Origin of the sequence: Streptomyces sp. NBC_00029 (assembly GCF_045160505.1) — a bacterium.
Classification (GTDB): Bacteria; Actinomycetota; Actinomycetes; order Streptomycetales; family Streptomycetaceae; genus Streptomyces.
In genome coordinates this window covers 4,172,141-4,191,078 of sequence record NZ_CP108292.1, presented here as the reverse complement: position 1 = coordinate 4,191,078, position 18,938 = coordinate 4,172,141, and the positions used below count along the sequence as shown (strand labels likewise).

At 70.7% G+C, this 18,938-nt stretch carries 19 protein-coding genes; 10 read left to right on the top strand and 9 right to left on the bottom strand.

The window, feature by feature from the left end:
- Window positions 1–28: 28 nt before the first annotated feature.
- Window positions 29–1,318 (bottom strand): ABC transporter substrate-binding protein, encoded by a 1,290-nt coding sequence (locus tag OG753_RS19585; RefSeq protein ID WP_327263056.1) that lies wholly within the window; start codon window positions 1,316–1,318, stop codon window positions 29–31.
- Window positions 1,319–1,514: 196 nt separating this feature from the next.
- Here OG753_RS19585 and OG753_RS19580 point away from each other — a divergent pair, with 196 nt between their 5' ends.
- Both OG753_RS19580 and purU read left to right on the top strand, forming a co-directional pair.
- Window positions 1,515–1,961: an SCO4402 family protein gene (locus OG753_RS19580; protein ID WP_327266824.1), complete on the top strand. Its 447-nt coding sequence runs from the start codon at window positions 1,515–1,517 to the stop codon at window positions 1,959–1,961.
- 14 nt (window positions 1,962–1,975) lie between these two features.
- On the top strand, window positions 1,976–2,860 hold the full coding sequence (gene purU, locus OG753_RS19575) for a formyltetrahydrofolate deformylase (RefSeq protein WP_327263055.1): 885 nt from the start codon (window positions 1,976–1,978) through the stop codon (window positions 2,858–2,860).
- A 345-nt stretch (window positions 2,861–3,205) separates the two neighbouring features.
- Here the strand turns inward: purU and OG753_RS19570 are convergent, their stop codons facing one another.
- Complete coding sequence (locus tag OG753_RS19570) at window positions 3,206–3,724, bottom strand: EF-hand domain-containing protein (RefSeq protein ID WP_327263054.1); 519 nt, start codon at window positions 3,722–3,724, stop codon at window positions 3,206–3,208.
- Window positions 3,725–4,026: 302 nt separating this feature from the next.
- Between OG753_RS19570 and OG753_RS19565 the strand changes: the two genes are divergently transcribed.
- The gene (locus OG753_RS19565) at window positions 4,027–4,590 is read left to right on the top strand and encodes a sigma-70 family RNA polymerase sigma factor (protein ID WP_327263053.1); all 564 of its coding nucleotides are present in this window, start codon (window positions 4,027–4,029) and stop codon (window positions 4,588–4,590) included.
- Window positions 4,587–5,879 (top strand): zf-HC2 domain-containing protein, encoded by a 1,293-nt coding sequence (locus OG753_RS19560; RefSeq protein WP_327263052.1) that lies wholly within the window; start codon window positions 4,587–4,589, stop codon window positions 5,877–5,879. Before OG753_RS19565 ends, OG753_RS19560 begins: the two co-directional genes overlap by 4 nt.
- Before the next feature lie 534 nt (window positions 5,880–6,413).
- Here the strand turns inward: OG753_RS19560 and tgmC are convergent.
- Genes tgmC through OG753_RS19540 form a run of 4 tightly spaced genes read right to left on the bottom strand, consistent with a single transcriptional unit; the run spans window position 6,414 to window position 9,074 of the window.
- Window positions 6,414–7,544: an ATP-grasp peptide maturase system methyltransferase gene (gene tgmC / locus OG753_RS19555; protein WP_405789386.1), complete on the bottom strand. Its 1,131-nt coding sequence runs from the start codon at window positions 7,542–7,544 to the stop codon at window positions 6,414–6,416.
- Window positions 7,541–8,494, bottom strand: coding sequence for an ATP-grasp ribosomal peptide maturase (gene tgmB / locus OG753_RS19550; protein WP_405789384.1), 954 nt, complete (start codon window positions 8,492–8,494; stop codon window positions 7,541–7,543). Before tgmB ends, tgmC begins: the two co-directional genes overlap by 4 nt.
- Complete coding sequence (tgmA, locus tag OG753_RS19545) at window positions 8,491–8,802, bottom strand: putative ATP-grasp-modified RiPP (RefSeq protein WP_327263049.1); 312 nt, start codon at window positions 8,800–8,802, stop codon at window positions 8,491–8,493. The genes tgmB and tgmA overlap by 4 nt, the downstream gene beginning before the upstream one ends.
- Window positions 8,803–8,861: 59 nt before the next feature.
- On the bottom strand, window positions 8,862–9,074 hold the full coding sequence (locus OG753_RS19540; RefSeq protein WP_327263048.1) for a hypothetical protein: 213 nt from the start codon (window positions 9,072–9,074) through the stop codon (window positions 8,862–8,864).
- 448 nt (window positions 9,075–9,522) lie between these two features.
- Here OG753_RS19540 and OG753_RS19535 point away from each other — a divergent pair, with 448 nt between their 5' ends.
- Both OG753_RS19535 and OG753_RS19530 read left to right on the top strand, forming a co-directional pair.
- Window positions 9,523–10,776 carry a helix-turn-helix domain-containing protein gene (locus tag OG753_RS19535; RefSeq protein ID WP_327263047.1) on the top strand — a complete coding sequence of 418 codons (1,254 nt, stop codon included), beginning with the start codon at window positions 9,523–9,525 and terminating at the stop codon, window positions 10,774–10,776.
- 14 nt (window positions 10,777–10,790) lie between these two features.
- Entirely contained in the window at window positions 10,791–11,156 is a 366-nt protein-coding gene (locus OG753_RS19530) for a hypothetical protein (protein WP_405789382.1), read from the top strand.
- 311 nt (window positions 11,157–11,467) lie between these two features.
- On the opposite strand, the gene OG753_RS19525 is transcribed toward OG753_RS19530, so the two are convergent.
- Window positions 11,468–13,021: an AMP-binding protein gene (locus OG753_RS19525; RefSeq protein WP_405789381.1), complete on the bottom strand. Its 1,554-nt coding sequence runs from the start codon at window positions 13,019–13,021 to the stop codon at window positions 11,468–11,470.
- Between the two features lie 129 nt (window positions 13,022–13,150).
- On the opposite strand from OG753_RS19525, the gene OG753_RS19520 reads away from it, so the two are divergent.
- The 4 genes from OG753_RS19520 (at window position 13,151) to OG753_RS19505 (ending at window position 17,312) form a co-directional block, all read left to right on the top strand.
- Window positions 13,151–14,350 (top strand): amidohydrolase family protein, encoded by a 1,200-nt coding sequence (locus OG753_RS19520; RefSeq protein ID WP_327263044.1) that lies wholly within the window; start codon window positions 13,151–13,153, stop codon window positions 14,348–14,350.
- Window positions 14,350–15,507, top strand: a complete 1,158-nt coding sequence (locus OG753_RS19515; RefSeq protein ID WP_327263043.1) for an acyl-CoA dehydrogenase — start codon at window positions 14,350–14,352, stop codon at window positions 15,505–15,507. Before OG753_RS19520 ends, OG753_RS19515 begins: the two co-directional genes overlap by 1 nt.
- A gap of 5 nt (window positions 15,508–15,512) precedes the next feature.
- Window positions 15,513–16,412, top strand: coding sequence for an acyl-CoA dehydrogenase family protein (locus tag OG753_RS19510; RefSeq protein ID WP_327263042.1), 900 nt, complete (start codon window positions 15,513–15,515; stop codon window positions 16,410–16,412).
- Between the two features lie 423 nt (window positions 16,413–16,835).
- The gene (locus OG753_RS19505; RefSeq protein ID WP_327263041.1) at window positions 16,836–17,312 is read left to right on the top strand and encodes an ATP-binding protein; all 477 of its coding nucleotides are present in this window, start codon (window positions 16,836–16,838) and stop codon (window positions 17,310–17,312) included.
- Between the two features lie 194 nt (window positions 17,313–17,506).
- Here the strand turns inward: OG753_RS19505 and OG753_RS19500 are convergent, their stop codons facing one another.
- Together OG753_RS19500 and OG753_RS19495 are read right to left on the bottom strand one after the other, a co-directional pair.
- Complete coding sequence (locus tag OG753_RS19500; protein WP_327263040.1) at window positions 17,507–18,124, bottom strand: TOPRIM nucleotidyl transferase/hydrolase domain-containing protein; 618 nt, start codon at window positions 18,122–18,124, stop codon at window positions 17,507–17,509.
- Window positions 18,125–18,238: 114 nt separating this feature from the next.
- Window positions 18,239–18,928, bottom strand: coding sequence for a hypothetical protein (locus tag OG753_RS19495; protein WP_327263039.1), 690 nt, complete (start codon window positions 18,926–18,928; stop codon window positions 18,239–18,241).
- Window positions 18,929–18,938: the final 10 nt, after the last annotated feature.

The window sequence follows — 18,938 nt, the reverse complement described above, 5'->3', positions numbered from 1 at the left end:
TGCCGCGGCTGCCACGCCGCGTGCCGCGTCAGGCCGTGCGCGGGGCCTGCACCAGGGTCGGGGTCATGTCCAGGGACTGCTCGCCGGGCTGCGCCACGAGCCGCCCGCCCTGCACGATCTGGAAGGTGACCTGGCCGTTGACGATGCGGGGGAAGCCGGCGACGGCGCGCATGTCCTGGTAGCGCCAGCTCAGGTCCGGGGTGAGGCCGCCGGTCTTGACCGGCTGCGCCTCGTTCAGCGACCGCTTGATCGTGCGGGCGGTGACGGGCTCGTCCGCCGTGAAGCGCTTGAGGATCTCGCTGAGCACGGTGTACGCGATCCAGGTGGTCTGCGCCCCGCTGTCGTCGGGTTCGACCGTGTCGTCGCCGAACGCGAAATCGGAGACCACCTTGCGCATGGGCTCCCAGAGGGGATCGGCGGCGACCGGGTACCAGCTGGTCAGGTACGCGCCCTCGAACGGGCTCTCCTTGCCGCCCGTTCGGTCCACCAGGGACTGGCTGACACTGCCCAGCACGGAGGAGATCTGCGGCTTCTTGCGCTGGGCGTCGGTCCGGCGGAAGGCGTCGAAGAAGGTCTCGGTGCGCTCTCCGAGGACCGCGGTCACGCAGCCCTTCTCCTTTTCCTTCTCCTTGCCGGTGCCGCTGGTGTGCGCGAGGGCCTCGCGGGCCTGGGGAACGAAGTCGGCGGAGTCTTCGGCGGCTCGGATGTCGGAGGCGTCGGCCATCTTGTTCGCCCTCAGCCCGGCGTTCAGCAGGACCGGCAGGGTGTCGCCGGCGAGGGTGTCGGGGCGGACCAGTGCGACCTGGTCGCAGGCGCGGCCCAGCTGGTGGCCGGCGCCCGCGATGAGGACGGGCTGGCCGCCGTTGACCGGGTAGGACAGGGGGGACTGGAACTCCTCGGAGGAGACCCCGTAGCCACCGATGAAGGGGATGCCCTCCGCCTCCAGCGGGGCCATGAAGGCGCGTCCGTGCTGGCTGTAGGAGCCGACGACGGCGACCGCGTTCTCGGCGACGGCCTTGCGGGCGCAGTCGGCGGCGCCGCTGGGCGTGTTCTTCTCGTTGCAGGTCAGAACGCGCAGTTTGTGGCCGTTGATGCCGCCCCTGGAGTTCACCCAGCGCTCGTAGGCCTTGGCCATGCCGGTCATTCCGGGCATGTTGGTCGCTTTGGTGTCCTCAGGGGCGAAGGTCATGACGGTGAGGGTGTCCCCGGAGCCCCCCGAGCCCCCGGGGAGCGTCCCGCACCCGGCGAGGAGGCATGCACCCATCGCCGTGGCCACGACGGTGCGGGAGAGGGATGCGGCGCGTCGCGAGTTGGTCATGTCCATGCACCATTCCGCCCCGCCGGTAACTGTCGAGTGAGATGGACACAACATCGGGTGACGCCCAGGTGAATTACGGGGGCGCCGTCCCCCCTGGGCGCCTCAAGATCGCGCCGAACGGGAACGTACGATCGAAAGCGTGACATTCGCCCAAGGTTCGAAGAACTCTTCCCGCCGTGGCGGCCGCTCCTCCACCATGGGCGGCATGCCCCTCAATGACATGCCGTGGTGGCGCTGGCGCGGCAACGTGCGCTCGGCGCTGCACATGCTTTCCGACCCGGCCTTCCACGAGGACACCTGGCTGACCGGCGACGAGGCCTACGGCGACGTCACCGACGCCGTGTACCGGCTCGTCGAGGACACCTGGCTCGACAGCTGGTCCGCCGAGAAGTACGTCGGCACGATCTTCCGGGATTCCCAGGAGGCGACCCTCGTCGACCTCGCCGTACTGCGCGTGCTCCGGATCCTCCACCAGGTCGGGCCCGACGCACCTGTCTCCGCCTACCTGGAGCACCACGCGTGGCCCGAGGCGGTACGCGCCGCGCGCGAGGCCCACGTACGGCTGGCGGAGGCGGACGGGGACGACCCGGACGTACGGCCGACCTCGCTCGATGTGTTGAAGATCCTCACCCGCGCGGTGTGAAAGGCTGTGCGGTCATGAGCGACCCGCACAACGAGGCCCCGGCCCAGCCCCAGCCCCAGTACGTCCTGACCATGTCCTGCCCCGACAAGCAGGGCATCGTGCATGCCGTGTCGAGCTATCTCTTCATGACCGGATGCAACATCGTGGACAGCCAGCAGTTCGGAGACCGGGAGACCGGGCTCTTTTTCATGCGGGTGCACTTCGAGGCCGAGCCGCCGGTTACCGTCGAGAAGCTGCGGGCCAGCTTCGCCGCTATCGGCGACTCGTTCAGGATGGACTGGCAGATCCACCGCTCCGAGGAGCGCATGCGGATCATCCTCATGGTGTCCAAGTTCGGGCACTGCCTGAACGACCTGCTGTTCCGCTCGAGCATCGGCGCCCTGCCCGTCGAGATCGCGGCCGTGGTCTCCAACCACACCGACTTCGCCGAACTGGTCGGCTCGTACGACATCCCGTTCGTGCACATCCCGGTGACGAAGGACACGAAGGCGGAGGCGGAGGCGCAGCTCCTGGAGCTCGTGCGCGCCGAGAACGTCGATCTGGTGGTCCTGGCGCGGTACATGCAGGTGCTGTCGGACAAGCTGTGCACGGAACTGAGCGGGCGGATCATCAACATCCACCACTCGTTCCTGCCGAGCTTCAAGGGAGCGAAGCCCTACCACCAGGCGCACGCACGCGGTGTGAAGCTGATCGGCGCGACCGCCCACTACGTGACGGCGAACCTCGACGAGGGGCCGATCATCGAGCAGGAGGTCGAGCGGGTGGGCCACGAAGTGACGCCGGACCAGCTCGTGGCGATCGGCCGCGACGTGGAGTGCCAGGCGCTCGCGCGCGCGGTGAAGTGGCACAGCGAGCACCGCGTGCTGCTGAACGGTGCCCGCACGGTCGTCTTCGCGTAGCCGGTACGGCCTCGCCGGCGCGCGGCGAACAGACCCCTCGTCGGCGCTTTGAGCTGCGGGGTCCGGGGCGGCGCCCCGGGATGCCGGTCCGCACTGGGTCACCGCGCCTCGCACCGTGCGCCTTGCACCGTGCGCCCCGCACCGTGCGCCCCGCACCGTGCGCCCCGCACCGCGCGCCCCGCACCGGGCGGTCGGCCGGGCCGCCCGGGCCGGCGGGCGGCGCAGGGCAGGCCGGTGGGCGGCGCCGGGCGGTTCGGCTCCGCCGCTCGGCCGCAGGCCGCTCGTGGCCCGGCTGCGGGGGCGGGGCCGTGGCCCCGCCGTCACCTGCCGAGCGCGCCGCAGGCGTTACGCGTCGGGGGCTTCCACGCCGCAGTAGCCCGCGAAGGCCGTCAGGATCTCGTCCTCCGAGATACGGCCGTCGCCGTCGGCGTCCAGCGCTGCGGCCACCTGCGTGGCCAGCTCCGGAGCCGTGCCGAGGACGCGCAGCACCCGGGCCGCGTTCGGCGGGGTCGCGCCGGCGCCGTCCTCGTCCGCCACCGCGATCACGGCCCGCAGGAACGGCCGCGCGATCTCCGCGAAGCGCTCCGGGTTGTCGCGCAGCCGCTTCGCGGCCCCGGTGATGAACTCCTCGCGGGACACCCGCTGGTCCCCGTCGACGTCCGCGATGCCGGCCATGCCCTGCCAGAAGGCCTCGGCGCCCGCGAAGACGGCCTGGCCCTTGTCCGACCGGGCCGTGGTGCCGAATTCGGCCAGGACGGCCTTCGCGGCCGCGCTGAAGTCCTCCCGGTCGATATAGCCGGACCCGTCCTGGTCGAAGGTGGCGAATCGGGCGGCGATCTTGCGCTCGTATTCTGCGCTTTCCATATTCGGCGTTCCGCCTTCACTTGTGCAGTGGGGTTCAGATCAAGACAAGGCAGGAGCGTAAGGCCTACGTGGCCTGCGCGTTAAGCGAAGCGGTCAAGGAGGCGGCCGCATCGAACCCGCGCACGGGGAGCGCGGTGGGGCGCGTACACCTGTCCCCATGTGCCCTCGGGCGTACCACCGTTCACACCCTGCCACCCGCCTATCACGCAGGGCGCACTTCCAGGGGGAGGTTCTTCCAAAACAGGCGCGATCCGCCATGTGCCCACTACATTCGATGCGTCGACACACGGCTGGGGGCATTCATGCCGAAGGACGCACCACCGCGCTGGGACCGCCGCATGCAGCAGCGGCTCGCCCGTGGCGAAGCCGCCGCGCTCGGAGAGCTGTACGACCGCTTCGCCTCGCTCGTGCACAGCCTGGCGCACCGGGTGCTGGGCGACGAGAAGGCGGCGGACCGGATCACCCGCGAGGTGTTCGGCTACATCTGGGAGAACCCGGACGCCTACGACCCCAAGCAGGGCTCCATGCGCTCCTGGGTCGCCCGGATCACCCAGGGCCAGGCAGTGGCCCGGCTGCGCCAGGCCGAACTGGGCCGGGGCTCCCGCGAGGAGCTGGAGCAGAAGGTGCGCAGCGCCAACGCGGCGGCCCGCGCGGACTACATCGTCACCTCGATGCCCGCGCCCCTGCGCGCCGCGCTGGAACTCGCGTACTTCAAACGGCGCGACTACCGGCAGGCCGCCGCCGACCTGCAGATCAGCGAGGACGAGGCGCGGCGCCGGCTGCGGCTCGGCCTGCAGCTGCTGTCGACGGCCAACGCCCTCCCGCAGGAGGAAACCGCCCAGTCCGGATATGGAACCAATCGATGAACGGCCCTGCCCAGTCGCCCGATGACGGATACGAGCGTCCCGGCGGCCAGGCGCGGATACCGGGTCCGCGCGGGGCCGCCGACGATCTCGATCCGGGGTACGCGCCGCAGTCGCTGCCGCCGCTGCCGCCCCCGCCGCTGTCACCGGCCCTCCCGCCGCCGCCTCCGCCGCCGGCCGATCCACCTCCGCCGCCCTCGCACGCGGTGCTGAAGTCCCTGCTCGGGGCGTGGGCGCTGGCGGCCTGCTCGGCCGAGGAGACCCAGGCGGTGGAGGACCACCTCACCGAGTGCGCGCCCTGCGCGGAGGAGGCGCTGCGGCTGCGCGACGCGGTCGGGCTGCTGCACCCCGAGGAGAGCCTCGACCTGAAGCCGCTGCTGCGCTCGCGCGTTTTGGAGGACTGCCTGGGCAAGCGGCCGGCGCGCATTCCGGTGCCGGTGTGGGCGAGTCCGTACGACACCGAGACCGCGCGGCTCGACGCGCTGCTGCAGGACTTCGGGGACTCGGAGTGGCACACCCCGGTGCGGCTCAAGTGGTTCGAGGAGGAGCAGCGCCGGTCGCAGCGGACCACGGTGGCGGGGGTGATCGGCCATCTGCTGACGGTGGACGGGCTGATCGCCTCGGCGCTGGGGCTGGACGACCCGCTGGGTCCGGACGCGCCGAAGGGCGGGCCGACCGTACGGACGGAGCACTTCTGGGGAGCGTCGGTGAACCCGATCACGCGCCAGGTCCGCGACCCGTGGCGGGAACAGGGCCACACGCTGGTGCGTACGGTCTCCTTCGCCGGCCGGGGAGTCGCCGAGCTGGCCGTGGACTACGGCGGCTTCGCGCTGCCGCTCGGCGACGCGTTCCTGGAGCGCGCCTTCGAGTGCTGGGTGCACGCGTGGGACATCGCGGAGGCGGTGGACTATCCGTACGAGCCGCCGTCGGGGCCGCACCTGCACGGGATGATCGACCTGGCGGCGCGGCTCCTGCCGGGCGCGCTGGCGCAGCGCAGGCGGGCGGGACTGGCCGCCCCGGCGCGGGGCCTGGTCGCGGCGGGCGCGCCGGGCCGGACGCTGCACCTGGAGATCGAGGGAGCGGGTGGCGGCGGCTGGGACATCGCACTGGACTCGCCCGGCGCGAAACCGTCGCCGGAGCGGACGGTGGCGGAGATCGCCCTGGACGGCATCGAGTTCTGCCAGCTGGCCGCGGGCCACATCTCGCCGGAAGAGGCGGCGGTGGGCCAGCACGGGGACCGCGAGGCGATCCGCGACGTCCTCTTCGCGGCGGCGTCGCTGAGCAGGCTGTAAGGGGCCGGGGAGTACGAGGCCCTGCGCGCGCGGGGCCTCCACCCCCGTGGCCCCGCCACCCCGGGCGGCGGCTGCCCACCCACCCCCGGGTGCGGGACGGCTCCGGGGCCGGTCGCCCGGGGTCGGGAAGCCGGGCGGGGGCTTCGGGGAGCGGGAGCCGGCCGGGCGGCATCAGGGATGGGTATGGGGGTTTCCCGTCAGTCCCATCGTCCCTCCGGGGCGGGCCGGTCCCTCAAGGGCGCTCCTCCTTCGTCGTCGCGTCGCTGCGCGATGGCCTGCGGCCACCCTTGACCGACCGTCCCGCCCCGGAGAAACGAAAGGCTGCCGGGAAACCCCCAAAGGAACGGGCCGGGCGTGAAGAGACCATCGGGGCGCCGGAGGAGCCCGGGCGGGAGCCCGGAGCGCCCCCAATCGCTACGTGCTCCTGCCCGACCGCGTCCGCGAGCCGTCAGGGGCCGGACATAAGCCGCCCCAGATCGCTACGCGCTGCCCAGGGACCGCGTCCGTGCCCCGTCTGGGGTGCAGAGCGGGCGATCAGCGTCGCCATGTGATCGTTTGCCCTTCAGGCGTGACCGTGATGTCGAACCGGTCGAGAGTGGGCGATCCGTCGTGGCGCCAGCGGGTGACGTGGTCTGTGATCCGGTCCCAGAGGCGATCCGGTCCTCCCTGCCGAACGAGCCATCGACTTCCCTCCTGCCGCAGCGCGGCCCATGCGCCCGCCTCGACATCGAGGAGGACGTGCTCAGTTCGGCCGTCGCGGTCCAAGGTCATGCGCTGAGTCCGCGGAGCGGCGAGCTGGGCGACGAACCGCGTGTCCCAGTCGTCGAGCATGGGGGCAGCGAGCTCTGTGGGCTGTTCGTCGGCTTGGTCGAGGTCGGGGAGGAGCCCCAGTGGAGGGGGCGTCTGCGGGCGGGCCAGCATGAAGGAGTTCCGGCCGTGGAGGAACCGGCCTGACGCGGTGCCGTCTGCGGCGACCGTGAGGCGGGCGAGCTCGGAGGAGTACATCCATCCGCCGACGGTGGTGACGATGGTTCCGCCGGGCGCGGTCTGATCCACCCACTCGTACGGAATGGTGACCGTTCCGCAGTAGGCGATGACCCGGTCGTGCGGCTTGCCGTTTTTCCACCCGGCCAGACCATCGCCGACGGCGACCGTTGGTGCGTAGCCGCACCGGCCGAGCGCGCTGCGGGCATGGGCGGCGACGTCTGGATCGATCTCCACAGCGGTTACGTGAGCGTCGCCGAGGCGGTGACAGGCCAGGCCGCTGGAGTAGCCGGTTCCGATGCCGATGAGGAGCAGCCGGTGTTCTTCATCGATCTGGAGCTCTTCGAGCATCCGCACGACCAAGGACGGCAGGGTGCCGGACGACGTGGGCAGGTGCGTGATCTCACCACGCAGGTCACCAGGCACGATCGTGCCTGCGATCTGCGTGACGAGGGAGTCGTCCGTGTAGCAGGCCTCCAGCCATGACGGGTTCTCAGGCATGGCGGGTGTCCAGGCTGTAGGGCGGCCCGGCACATCGATGCGTTCGAAGTACCCGCCCCGCAGGAACTCGTGACGTGGCACGGCTTCGACCGCCTGGCGCCACGGGTCCGTGCGCAGATGGCCGGCATCGGCGAGCTGTCCGGCGAGCCGCAACCGCAGCTTCTCGGCGTCGTCGGTCACGCGCATTTCCTTTCCAGGAGATCAGCCATGGCCGCCACCATGGGCAAGCCGGTTTCGGGCTCCAGCCATGCCCACTGTCCGGAGGGGTTGCATTCGAGGAACCACCATCCTCCGGAATGGTCGATGGCGAAGTCGAAAGCGCCGAAGACCAGCCCGAACAGAGACAGGTAGCGGAAGAGCGATGCGGTGATGTGGGGTGGGGGTTGTACGACGCTGTAGACCAGCTGTTCGTAGTCGGTCCGCCAGTCCAATAGCGCAGATTCGATGCGGACCGCGAAGACTCGGTCACCGATCACGGTCACTCGTACGTCGGCCGACTTGGGTACGAGGTGCTGGAACAGGTGAGCTGTACCGGAGACTCGGTCGTCGATCTCGTCGGCCGTCACCGTCTTCACTTCGACGGTGCAGGAGACACCGCCGATCCGGTAGAGCGGTGTCGACAGAGGTTTGTAGATCACCGGCCCACAGTGATCCTTGATGAAGGTGCGGGCGGCACCGGGGTCGGACGTGACGAGCGTGGCGGGGACGTCGAAACCGGAGGTGACGGCGGCTGCGAGGCCGGAAGGCTTGAACTCGGCGTCACCGATGCGGTGCGGATGGTTGACGTAGAGGCAGCCGGGCAAGGAGGCGATGACGCCACCGAGTCCGTACCGGGCTTGAGTGAGTGCGAACCGGGCGTCATGCCCGGACAGGTGGGGGAAGGCGAATCCGGACGGTCGACGGTAGTACAGGGACCGGATCCCAGTAAGGTCCGCGGTTCGGGTCGGGGTGGTCAAGGACCCTTCGATGCCATCGGGCGTGACGTATGCCGCGAACGCCAAGGTGGCTGGGAAGTCCCCGGAATCGAGCCGTACGACCGGGACTTCCCGACCGTGCAGCTCGCGGATCACCAGGTCGGCCGTGGGGTCGTCTTTCATGGTGACGACCAGCACCGGGCCGGAGCGGCTCACTGGTCGTTGTCGTTGCCGGTGTCCTGGTCACCGCCGCCTGAACCGCCTCCGCTGCTGCCGTCGGAAGGGTTTCCTGTGTTGGTGGCAGGGTTGGTACCGGTGCTGGTTCCGTGCTCCGGCATCATCATCGGCTGCCCATCGGTGTCGTAGTAGCGGGCGGCCTGTGTGTCTGCGTCGATCTCGGCGCGTCCGTAGGCGAGAGCAACGGCGGGGTACGGGATCATGCGTTGGACACCCCATGGGACGGGTGTGAGACGCCCCGTGGGCAGGGCGTCGCCGGCGGGCACTCGGTCGGCGTGATTGAACATTCGCATTCTCCATGTCTGGACATCGGACGGCTCTGGAGGCGTTTTCTGCCGCACCGAGGTCATCGGGAGGCGACGCGCTGTGCTCGTGTCATGAGGACGAAGAGGCTGTCGGGGTCGGTGGTGGTCCACAGGTCTGCGAGGAGGCAGCCAACGGGGCGAAGGATCCATACGGCACCGGCTGCGACGTCGGTGACGATCGCAACCCGGCCGTCCTCGTCCTTGACCAGATCGCCGACCCAAGCCGGCCTGCTGCTTGCGTGATCGTTTCGCACTGCTCCCTGCCCTCCTGAAGAGGATGCGCTGGCTTCACCCCTTGGAGCGCAGGCTCTGCGCACGGGCAGATCCCAGCTGGAAACCACAGCGCGGGCATTCGCACGGCGGGTAGCGGCCCGGGTCCGAGAGGATGACGTACGAGTCGCCCGCCTGGACATTGGTCGTCCGGGTCCACGTACGACCGGAGTCGCGAGACACGCGAAGCGTCATGAGGAGGCGAGGCTCCGCCGCGAGTTCGAGAGGACGCGAGTGTGATTCGTGGTCGTGTCCCTCTGTGCCATTCTGCGTTGCCATGTCGGCACCCTTCGCTGTGTCATGCCCTGCCGGTTCGCGACAACCTCCATGGAACCGGAGGAAGTCGGGGGACTCCACGGCATGAATGCCGCATTCTTGGATCAGATCCGTGCACGGGTACCGCAGGCTTCGAGGTCGCGGGAAGAGGTCGTCATGGGATTAGCCGAACGGCGTAAGACCCTGGGCTACAGTCAGGAGAAATTGGCCGGGCTGCTCGGCGTTGACCGTACGACGGTCGGGCGCTGGGAGAGTGGCAGGATCGAACCGCAGCCACCCCAGCGGCGAGGTTTGGCCATCGCCCTCGAAGTCAGCCTCCAAGAGCTTGACGCCCTCCTGACAGAGCTACGAGCCGCAGGGCAGGAGGCCACGGGGCCGCAGTCCAAAAACCACCCGAGCGCGGGAGACCCCGACGACATGATTCGCCGCGAATTCCTTCGCATCCTGACGGTCAGCGGAGCCCTGACAGCCCTGCCGGTCGACGAGGCCGACGCCTTCACCGATGGGGTGCTGAGGGGGCTTCCCGCCGACTTCGAGCGGATGAACAGCCACTTGTGGCAGGTCTACCAACTTGCGCGCTCGAAAGGTTCGGTCTACCCCGTCATCCGTGACCAGCTGTCGACTCTGAATGAAGCGTTGGCAGCCAGCCGAGGCGGTTCCCGCCCCCTCCTGAGCGCAGCGGCCAACCTCTTCCAGATGGCGGGCGAAGTCGCCTTCGACGGAAACCGATACACCGACGCTGCAGCCTCGTACTCGCTCGCCGCCTCGGTCAGCAAAGACGCGGGTGCGTACGACTTGTGGGCCTGTGCCCTCGTACGCCACGCCTACGTGGACATGTCTGAGCAGCGCTACTGCCAAGCGGCACAGATGCTGGGTGCGGCCGAGCGGCTGGCCGGGCGGGGGGACAGTGACCTTTCGACGCGGTATTGGGTCGCGTCTGTCCAAGCAGAGGCCTACGCCGGACTTGGGGACCTCACAGCGTGTGAACGCGCGCTGGACCAGGCCGAGAAGGTCAGGGACCTTACCGATGGCAGTACGAACGGCGGATGGCTCCGCTTCGACGGCTCCCGCCTGGCCGAGGAGCGGGGAGCTCGCTACGTGCAGCTAGGCCGCCTGGACCTGGCGGAGGCGACGTTGAAGACGGCACTGGCGCAGACGGCCCTTGCGTCGGGGCAGTCGTACCGGCGCCGGAGCGTGGTGCTGACCAGCCTGGCCGCCATCGGAGCGAAGCGGCGTGACCCCGACCAGGTCTTGGCATACGGGTGGGAGGCCGTGAGTCTGGCCCGAGCCTCAGCATCTGGGTACGTCGCCCGTAGACTCCGAGCCCTGTGCGACGAGTTCGGTCCCTTGAGCCGCGACCACCGCGTAGCGGAGCTGGGGGCGGAGATCACCAAGCTGAGCACGCCGTGACGAGAGGGGTAGGCATGTCGCAGACCGAGGGTGCACGACTGTTCCGTGAGACCTGGATCGCCGGGGTGCGCCAGCACTACCCCGGAGAGCCGAAGGCCGGCTACGTCACTCCGTGGGAGGACACCCCGGATTGGGAGCGCGAGGCAGCAGGGTCGGTCTACGACCAGGTCCGGCAGTTCATCGAGATCAGCGGCGGCCACACGTCGAGGCTGTCCCGCGAGCAGAAGAGCCGGTTCGTCGCGACGTGCTGGACGGCCCAGATGTTCAAGCACTTCGACGACCCGAAGCCGGGCTACGTGGCTGAATGGCCCGATCTGCCGTCCTGGCAGCAGGAGACCGACGCCGACATCTTCGAGGCGATCGAGAAAGCCGCCATCTGATGTGACGTCTTCAGCCCCGCGGCGAAGGACGGGGGCAGGACGTCGGGGGTCCAGGCACCACTAGCAGATCTTCCTTCGTCGTCGTGGAAGTGACGACCCCGGATGGATCGCAGACGCGTCATCGAGAAGCGCCTATGGATCGTGGGCGGCCTATGTCCGGCCCAGGACGGGCTGGAGACGCTGAGAGATGGGGAGCGCGTAGCAATTGGACGCGCTCCCCCGACTCGGGATCGGGTCTGGCTGGGCCCCGCCTCCCGGTCGTGCCTCTTCGCGCCCGACCGGGCCGGGCATCTGCGACCGCCCCGCAGGGCTCACGCGTACCGCTCCCGCAGTTTGTACTTCAGGACCTTGCGCAGGGCCTCGTTGCGGGGGAGGGACTCCAGGAGTTCCAGTTGTTCCGGGAGTTTGTGGGTGGCCAGGCCCTCCGTGCGGAGGTAGGACGTCAGCTGGGGGAGGGTCAGGGGGGCGGCTCCCGGGGGTTGTTCGACCACCGCGCAGACGCGTTCGCCGCGGGTGGGGTCCGGGAGGCCGATGACGGCCACGTCCGCGATGCCCGGGAGGCGGTGGAGGAGGTCCTCGATCTCCTTCGCCGAGATGTTCTCGCCCTTGCGGATGATGACGTCCTTGCTGCGGCCGGTGAGGACCAGGTAGCCGTCCTGCGTCAGGTGCCCGAGGTCGCCCGTGATCAGGTAGCCGTCGGGGTCGAAGACCTCCGCCGAGGCGTCGCGGTTCAGGTAGCCCTGGCAGACGGCCTCGCCGCGCAGCCGGACCTCCCCGTCCGTGCCGGGGGGCAGCGGGGTGCCGTCCGGGGCGGTGATGCGGATGGACATGCCCGCGGGCGGGCGGCCCTCGGTGGTGGCGAGGTTCTCGGGGGTGTCGTCCGGGGCGCCCATGGTGATCATCGGGACCTCGGTCATGCCGTAGCCGTGGGTGAGCCGGCAGCCCAGTTCCCGTACGACCGCGTGGTAGATCTCCGGCGGTTTGGGGGCGCCGCCGCCCGCGAGGAGGCGGAGCGTGGGGATGAGGGGGACGTCCGGGGCCTTGCGCTGCTCGGTCAGGAACATGGAGTAGAAGGCCGTCGATCCGCCGGCCACGGTGACCCCGTGGCGCCGGTACCCGTCCAGCGCGTCCGGCATCGCGAACTTCTCGAAGAGCACGGCGGGGAAGCCGTACAGGAGCAGCATGATCAGGTAGTCCGGGCCGCCTATGTGCGCGTACGGGAAGGCCATCGAGCCGACGTCGGACGGGCCCAGGTGCAGGGCGTGGGCGAGGCAGGAGCCGCCCGCGATCAGGGAGCGGTCGGTGTGCAGGACGCCTTTGGGGTCGGAGGTGGTGCCGGAGGTCCAGTAGATCCAGCGGACGGTGGTGCCGTCCGCGGGCGGCGGGGGCAGGACCGCGGGGTCGCCGTCGGGGAGGGAGGCGTAGGCCTCGAAGACGCCGCGCGCGCCGAGGCGGGCGGCCATGGCGGTGTGGTCGAAGCCGCGCCAGGTTCCGGGGACGGCGAAGTGCTCGGCCTTGGACTCGCGGAGGGCGAAGCCGACCTCGCGGTCCCGGTAGAAGGGGATGACGGGGGTCTGTACGGCGCCGATCCGGGCGAGCGCGATGGACAGCAGCACGGTCTCGATGCGGGTGGGGAGCTGCCAGGCGACGACCGTGCCGGGGCGTACCCCCATGTCGTACAGGCCGGCGGCGACGCGTTCGGAGCGGTTGCGCAGCTCCCCGAAGGTCAGCCGGCGGTCGTGTGCGGGATCGTCGGCGGCCTCGGTGAGGACGGTGGTGTCCGGGGTCAGTGCGGCGCGCCTGGTGATCAGTTCCCACAGGGTGCGGGACCGGCTCAGTTCTGTCGCGGTCGCGGTGTCCGTCATCCCAGACCTCCCCATAGCTGACGGATAGTCAGATCAAGCGCAGAGCGTAGAGCGCGGACGCTTGTCGGTCCAGGGGTGGCGGGGCTAGCTTGTTTCTGACGATCCATCAGATCACGGATTGGGGAGACCATGGAACTGCCTCGGATCATCAGCGTCGACGACCACGTGATCGAGCCCGCGCACCTGTTCGACGTCTGGCTGCCCGCCAAGTACCGCGACCGCGGCCCCAAGGCGCTCACCGCAGGCATCGGTGAACTCGCCTACACCGGCGGCAAGTACGTCATCACCATGGACCCCGACGGCCCGCCGACCGACTGGTGGATCTACGAGGACCTGAAGTTCCCGTACAAGCGCAACATCGCCGCCGTCGGCTTCGACCGCGACGACATGACCCTGGAGGGCATCACCCGCGAGGAGATGCGCCGCGGCTGCTGGGACCCCAAGGCCCGCCTCGCCGACATGGACCTCAACCACGTCGAGGCCTCGCTGTGCTTCCCGACCTTCCCGCGCTTCTGCGGGCAGACCTTCGCCGAGGCCCACGACAAGGAGGTCGCCCTCGCCTGCGTGCGCGCCTACAACGACTGGATGGTCGAGGAGTGGTGCGGCGACAGCGGCGGCCGGCTGATCCCGCTGTGCATCATCCCGCTGTGGGACATCGACCTCGCCGTCGCCGAGATCCGGCGCAACGCGGCCCGCGGGGTGAAGGCCGTCACCTTCTCCGAGATCCCCACCTACCTCGGGCTCCCCTCCATCCACACCGGCTACTGGGACCCCTTCTTCGCCGTCTGCCAGGAGACCGGCACGGTGGTCAACATGCACATCGGGTCCAGTTCCCAGATGCCCGCCGCCTCCCCCGACGCACCCCCCGCCGTCCAGGCCTCGCTCAGCTTCAACAACGCGATGGCCTCGATGATGGACTTCCTCTTCAGCGGCGTCCTGGTGAAGTTCCCGACGCTGAAGCTCGCCTACAGCGAAGGTCAGATGGGCTGGATCCCCTACGCCCTGGAACGCGCCGACGACGTCTGGGAGGAGCACCGCGCCTGGGGCGGCGTGCGCGACCTGATCCCCGAACCGCCCTCCACCTACTACTACCGGCAGATGTTCTGCTGCTTCTTCCGCGACAAGCACGGGATCGCCTCCCTCGACGTCGTCGGACGCGACAACGCCACCTTCGAGACCGACTACCCGCACGTGGACTCGACCTTCCCGCACACCAAGGAGGTCGCCCTCGACCACGTGAAGGGACTGGACGACGAGACGATCTACAAGCTCATGCGCGGCAACGCCATCCGCATGCTCGGACTCGACCTGGACAGGAGCCGCCGCTGATGGACCTGACCTACACCGAGGAGGAGCAGGAATTCCGCGCCCGGCTGCGCGTATGGCTCGCCAAGGTGCTCCCCGAGCTGCCGGCCGCGCCGTCCCCCGACGACTGGCCGGGGCGGCGCGCGTACGATCTCGGCTGGCAGCGCCGGCTGTACGAGGCCGGGTACGCGGGCCTGCACTGGCCGCTGGACGCGGGCGGCCGCGGGGCCACCCCGACCCAGCACCTGATCTTCCTGGAGGAGACCGAGCGCGCCGGCGCACCGTACGTCGGCGCGAACTTCGTCGGGCTGCTGCACGCCGGTCCGACCATCGCCGCCGAGGGCACGGCCGAGCAGCGGGCGCGCTGGCTGCCGCCCGTGCTGCGCGGCGACGAGGTGTGGTGCCAGGGATTCAGCGAGCCGGACGCCGGGTCGGACCTGGCCTCCCTGCGGACGCGGGCCGTGCGCGACGGCGACGACTACGTGATCACTGGGTCGAAGATCTGGACCTCGCACGCGGAGGTCGCCGACTGGTGCGAGCTGCTGGTGCGCACCGATCCGTCGGCCCCCAAGCACCGGGGGATCTCCTGGCTGGCCATGCCGATGGACGCGCCGGGGGTGACGGTGCGGCCGCTGCGCACGCTCGCCGGCTCGGCGGAGTTCGCGGAGATGTTCCTCGACGAGGTGCGGGTCCCGGTGGCCGACCGGGTCGGTGCGGAGAACGACGGCTGGCGCGTCACCATGGTCACGCTGTCCTTCGAGCGGGGCACCGCCTTCGTCGGCGAGGTCGTCGCCTGCCGCCGGACCCTGGGGGAACTGGCCCGGACGGCGAAGGCCAACGGCCGGTGGGACGATCCGGTGCTGCGGCGCAGGCTGGGGCGGCTGTACGGGGAGTTCGGCGCGCTGTGGCGGCTCACCCAGTGGAACGTCAGCGAGGCCGAGCGGTCGGCCGGCGGGGTCCCGGGCATCGGCGGTTCCGTCTTCAAGCTCGCCTACTCGCACGCGCGCCAGGAGCTGTACGACACGGCCGCGGAGGTCCTCGGGGCCTCGTCCCTCTCCCTGGAGGAGGGGTGGGTCCTGGACCGGCTGTCGTCCCTCTCGTACACGATCGCCGCGGGCACCTCGCAGATCCAGCAGAACATCGTCGCCGAGCGGATCCTCGGCCTCCCGAAGGGCCGGTGAGGGGCATGGACTTCCAGCCGACCGAGGACCAGAAGGACCTGCGGGCGGGCGTACGGGACCTGCTGGCGGGGCGGTACGGGCGCGAGGCACTGCGGGCTTCGGTCGACACCGGGGCCGGCGTGGACCGCGCGCTGTGGCGGGAGCTGGGCGAGGCGGGCTTCTTCGCGCTGCGCCTGCCGGAGGCGGAGGGCGGTGTGGGTCTGGGGCTGCCGGAGGCGGTCCTGGTCTTCGAGGAGGCCGGGCGGGCGCTCGTGCCGGGGCCGCTGGTGGCCACGCACCTGGCCGCCGGGGTGGTGCCGGGCGCGGCGGCCGGGACGGCCGTGGTGAGCGCCTTCGACCTGGACGGGCCGCTGGTGGCCCACCTCGCGGACGCGGACGCGGTGCTGGGGGCGTCCGGGGTGCCGGCCGGCGAGCCGGTGCGTTCGGTGGACCCGCTGACGCCGCTGCACCGGGTGGCGGTGGCGGTGGGCGACGTCTCGCCGTACCGCGAGGCGGGGGCGCTGCTGACGGCCGCGCTGCAGGTCGGGAGCGCACTGCGCACGGTGGAGCTGGCGGTGCGGTACGCGGGTGAGCGCGAGCAGTTCGGGCAGCCGATCGGGGCGTTCCAGGCGGTCAAGCACCTGTGCGCGCAGATGCTGGTGCGGGCGGAGGTGGCCCGTACGGCGGTCTACGCGGCGGCGGTGACGGGGGATCCCGGTGAGGTGGCGGCGGCCAAGCTCCTCGCGGACGGGGCGGCCGTGCGGGGCGCGCGGGACTGTCTGCAGGTGCACGGCGGGATGGGCTTCACCTGGGAGGCGGACGTGCACCTGCACCTCAAGCGGGCCTGGGTGCGGGCGGAGCAGTGGCGTACGGCGGCGCAGGCGGAGGAGCTGCTGGCGCAGGAACTGCTGGGCTCGGCGGGGTAGCGCGGCGGCCGGGTCGGGCCCGGGGCTGGCCCCGGGGCACACCGGCGCGCGGGCCGGGAGGCCTCGGCGGTCGTCGCTCGCTGTGACGTCGAGGCACGGGAGGGACGGCGCGGGACGCATGTCCGATTACAGAGAGTTGATATCGGTTTGTGTCCTTCGACGCCCGATTGCGGCCCGGAAGGAGGGGCCTGCTCCGGTACGCTCCCACGAATGCGAGCGGTTGAGCGGCGCGAGCGTCGCACAGTATGCACCACGCCCACTCCTTCGCGCGGGAATATGCCCGAAGCGCTTGTTGTGGTGACTGTACGTCAACCATGCTGCTCCGCAAGGGGATCACTCCCCCCGGGTTACCGCCCGGAGGTACCCCCAGGTGATCCCGTCGGTCGCGAGGCGAAGTGTCCGCCGGTTCGGATGGTGTGAGCGGTGCAGGTGCTTCAGGTTCAGCTGGAGGTCGGAGCGGATCCCGCCGAGGTCGGCCGGGCCCGCCGGTGGGCCCGGTCCCGTTTGGCCGGGTCGGGCATAGGGGATGACGAGCCGCTCGCCGAGACGCTGATCCTGCTGATCTCCGAACTGGTCACGAACGCGGTCGTGCACACGGGCTGTCCGGCCGTGCTGAGGATGCTGTTCGGGGGGCCCGGGGTCCGGGTGGAGGTGGCCGACGCGAGCGACCGGGCACCGGCCCGCAGGCAGGCCTGCGGCGAGGACACGGGCGGGCGCGGCCTGGAGCTGGTCGACGGGCTGGCGGACCGCTGGGGCTGGTCGCGCGAGGGCGCGGGCAAACAGATCTGGTGCGAGATCGACCGTGCGGAGAAATCGGCCTCGGACTGCGCGTCCGAGCACCACTCGGACGGCGCGCCGGAATGTCACTCCCCGGTACGGGAACCGCGCGTGTACCTCTAACGAGGTGTTGACGGTTCGTCACATCTTGATCACCCTGGTGTGGAGCGATTCGACGCGAGGGGACGCCAAGGACAGGCCTTGACGAGTGCGGGTCGTGGGGTGGCGGCTGCCGTGCCGCGCTCGGGGCGTGCATGCGCGCCGCCGCCACCCGCAGAACCCGCCGCGCCCCCTCCCGGGGAGGGGGCCGGACCGGGTCACACGCTCGCGAGGAGACCGTCGAGCGGGGCCGGTACCTCTTCGGGGGCGAGGGCCTCGGCGAGGAGGCGGCCGTAGCGGATCTTGCGGCCCTTCGTCGTGCCCAGGAAGCGCCGCAACTGCTGCGGCCGGGCCCGGCCGCGCTGGGCGGGCTGGCGTACGAAGGTCTGCCAGGAGCGGAGCTCGCCCTCGGCCCGCAGGATGTCCTCGATCCGCGGGGTGCCCAGGGCGCGGATGAGTTCGTCCTCCAGGTCCGCCACGCACACGAAGAAGCCCTCGCGGGGAGCTCCGGCCCGCTCCAGGGCGCGGTCGTAGAAGGGCTGTTCGTTCTCGTCGCACAGTCCGGTCAGGCGCAGGCCCAGGCCGGGCGGGCCGAGGAGGCCGGTGTAGCGGGCCACGCTCATCGCGCCGCCCATCGACACGACGCACACGCCCTCGGCGGCGAGGTCGCGGCCGCGCCGTTCGGCGAGCGCCTCGACGGCCGCGAGGTCGCTGGGGCCCTCCAGCAGGACCGCCGTCCGTACGTTCAAGTGGGCGGCCAGCTCGCCCGCGGCCTCGCCGGTGCCGCCGCCCGCCCACTCGTCGACCGCTTCCCGCAATGCCCGCATGTCCGCCATGGGGTGAGTCTGCGCCTTCGCGGAGGGTGCGGCACGCGCTTTTCGGCGCCTGCGGCCGCCCGCCGTCCCGGGCGTCGTGCCGGGACGGCGGGCGGACGGCCTTTCGGCAGCTGTCTAGCCGTCGGTGCAGATCACGTCGTACGGGCGGCCGATCGCGATGGTCAGCTCGATCGGGTCGGTGGTGCCGGAGGGGCACTCGGACTTCGACTTGACGAGGCCGAGGACCTTCTGGGCGCCCGAGCCGCTGCAGGCGACCTCCTTGGCCTGGGAGGTCACGCAGTCACCCTTGACCAGCTGGCCGCCGCCGGCGCCCGCGTCGCCGGGGTGGTCGCCCGACAGGTTGCGGCCGCAGACCGTGTTGGTGGGGATGCCGCTGCTCTTGCCGCCGTTGTAGGAGATGCTGACTTCGATCATCAGGTCGGTGCCGGGCGGGCACTGGATCGAGCCCGGAAGGATGCTGGCGTCCTTGATGTCGATGGCCTTGAAGGTGGCGCCGGAGTCGGAGCAGCCCGTCCGCTTGAACCCGTCGGGGGCCTTCGCCGGGTCGGGGCCGCCGCAGTCGCCGACCTTCCACGCGCTGGAGGTGTCGGAGGAGGACTCGGGGGAGCCGGGGTCCTTGGCGGTGGGCTTGGCCGAGGGGGAGGCCGAGGTGGACGCCGTCGGCTTGCCGTCGTCCTTGCGGAGCGACTGCATGAGGAAGTAGCCGCCGATGATGACCACGGCGAGGACGATGACGGCGACGACGTTGCCGCCCGAGCGGCGCCTGGGGGCAGGTGGCGGCGTTACCTGGTACGGGTTGGCCATGCGGGCTTCT

Bases quoted from the DNA above. Each gene is read 5' to 3' on its own strand.
- purU (WP_327263055.1), top strand. From the start codon at position 1,976: ATGAGCGACCCGCACAACGAGGCCCCGGCCCAGCCCCAGCCCCAGTAC.
- OG753_RS19580 (WP_327266824.1), top strand. From the start codon at position 1,515: ATGGGCGGCATGCCCCTCAATGACATGCCGTGGTGGCGCTGGCGCGGC.
- OG753_RS19500 (WP_327263040.1), bottom strand. From the start codon at position 18,124: ATGGCGGACATGCGGGCATTGCGGGAAGCGGTCGACGAGTGGGCGGGC.
- OG753_RS19585 (WP_327263056.1), bottom strand. From the start codon at position 1,318: ATGACCAACTCGCGACGCGCCGCATCCCTCTCCCGCACCGTCGTGGCC.
- OG753_RS19535 (WP_327263047.1), top strand. From the start codon at position 9,523: ATGGGATTAGCCGAACGGCGTAAGACCCTGGGCTACAGTCAGGAGAAA.
- OG753_RS19530 (WP_405789382.1), top strand. From the start codon at position 10,791: ATGTCGCAGACCGAGGGTGCACGACTGTTCCGTGAGACCTGGATCGCC.
- OG753_RS19525 (WP_405789381.1), bottom strand. From the start codon at position 13,021: ATGACGGACACCGCGACCGCGACAGAACTGAGCCGGTCCCGCACCCTG.
- OG753_RS19495 (WP_327263039.1), bottom strand. From the start codon at position 18,928: ATGGCCAACCCGTACCAGGTAACGCCGCCACCTGCCCCCAGGCGCCGC.
- tgmA (WP_327263049.1), bottom strand. From the start codon at position 8,802: ATGTTCAATCACGCCGACCGAGTGCCCGCCGGCGACGCCCTGCCCACG.
- OG753_RS19520 (WP_327263044.1), top strand. From the start codon at position 13,151: ATGGAACTGCCTCGGATCATCAGCGTCGACGACCACGTGATCGAGCCC.
- OG753_RS19515 (WP_327263043.1), top strand. From the start codon at position 14,350: ATGGACCTGACCTACACCGAGGAGGAGCAGGAATTCCGCGCCCGGCTG.
- OG753_RS19510 (WP_327263042.1), top strand. From the start codon at position 15,513: ATGGACTTCCAGCCGACCGAGGACCAGAAGGACCTGCGGGCGGGCGTA.
- OG753_RS19560 (WP_327263052.1), top strand. From the start codon at position 4,587: ATGAACGGCCCTGCCCAGTCGCCCGATGACGGATACGAGCGTCCCGGC.
- OG753_RS19570 (WP_327263054.1), bottom strand. From the start codon at position 3,724: ATGGAAAGCGCAGAATACGAGCGCAAGATCGCCGCCCGATTCGCCACC.
- OG753_RS19565 (WP_327263053.1), top strand. From the start codon at position 4,027: ATGCCGAAGGACGCACCACCGCGCTGGGACCGCCGCATGCAGCAGCGG.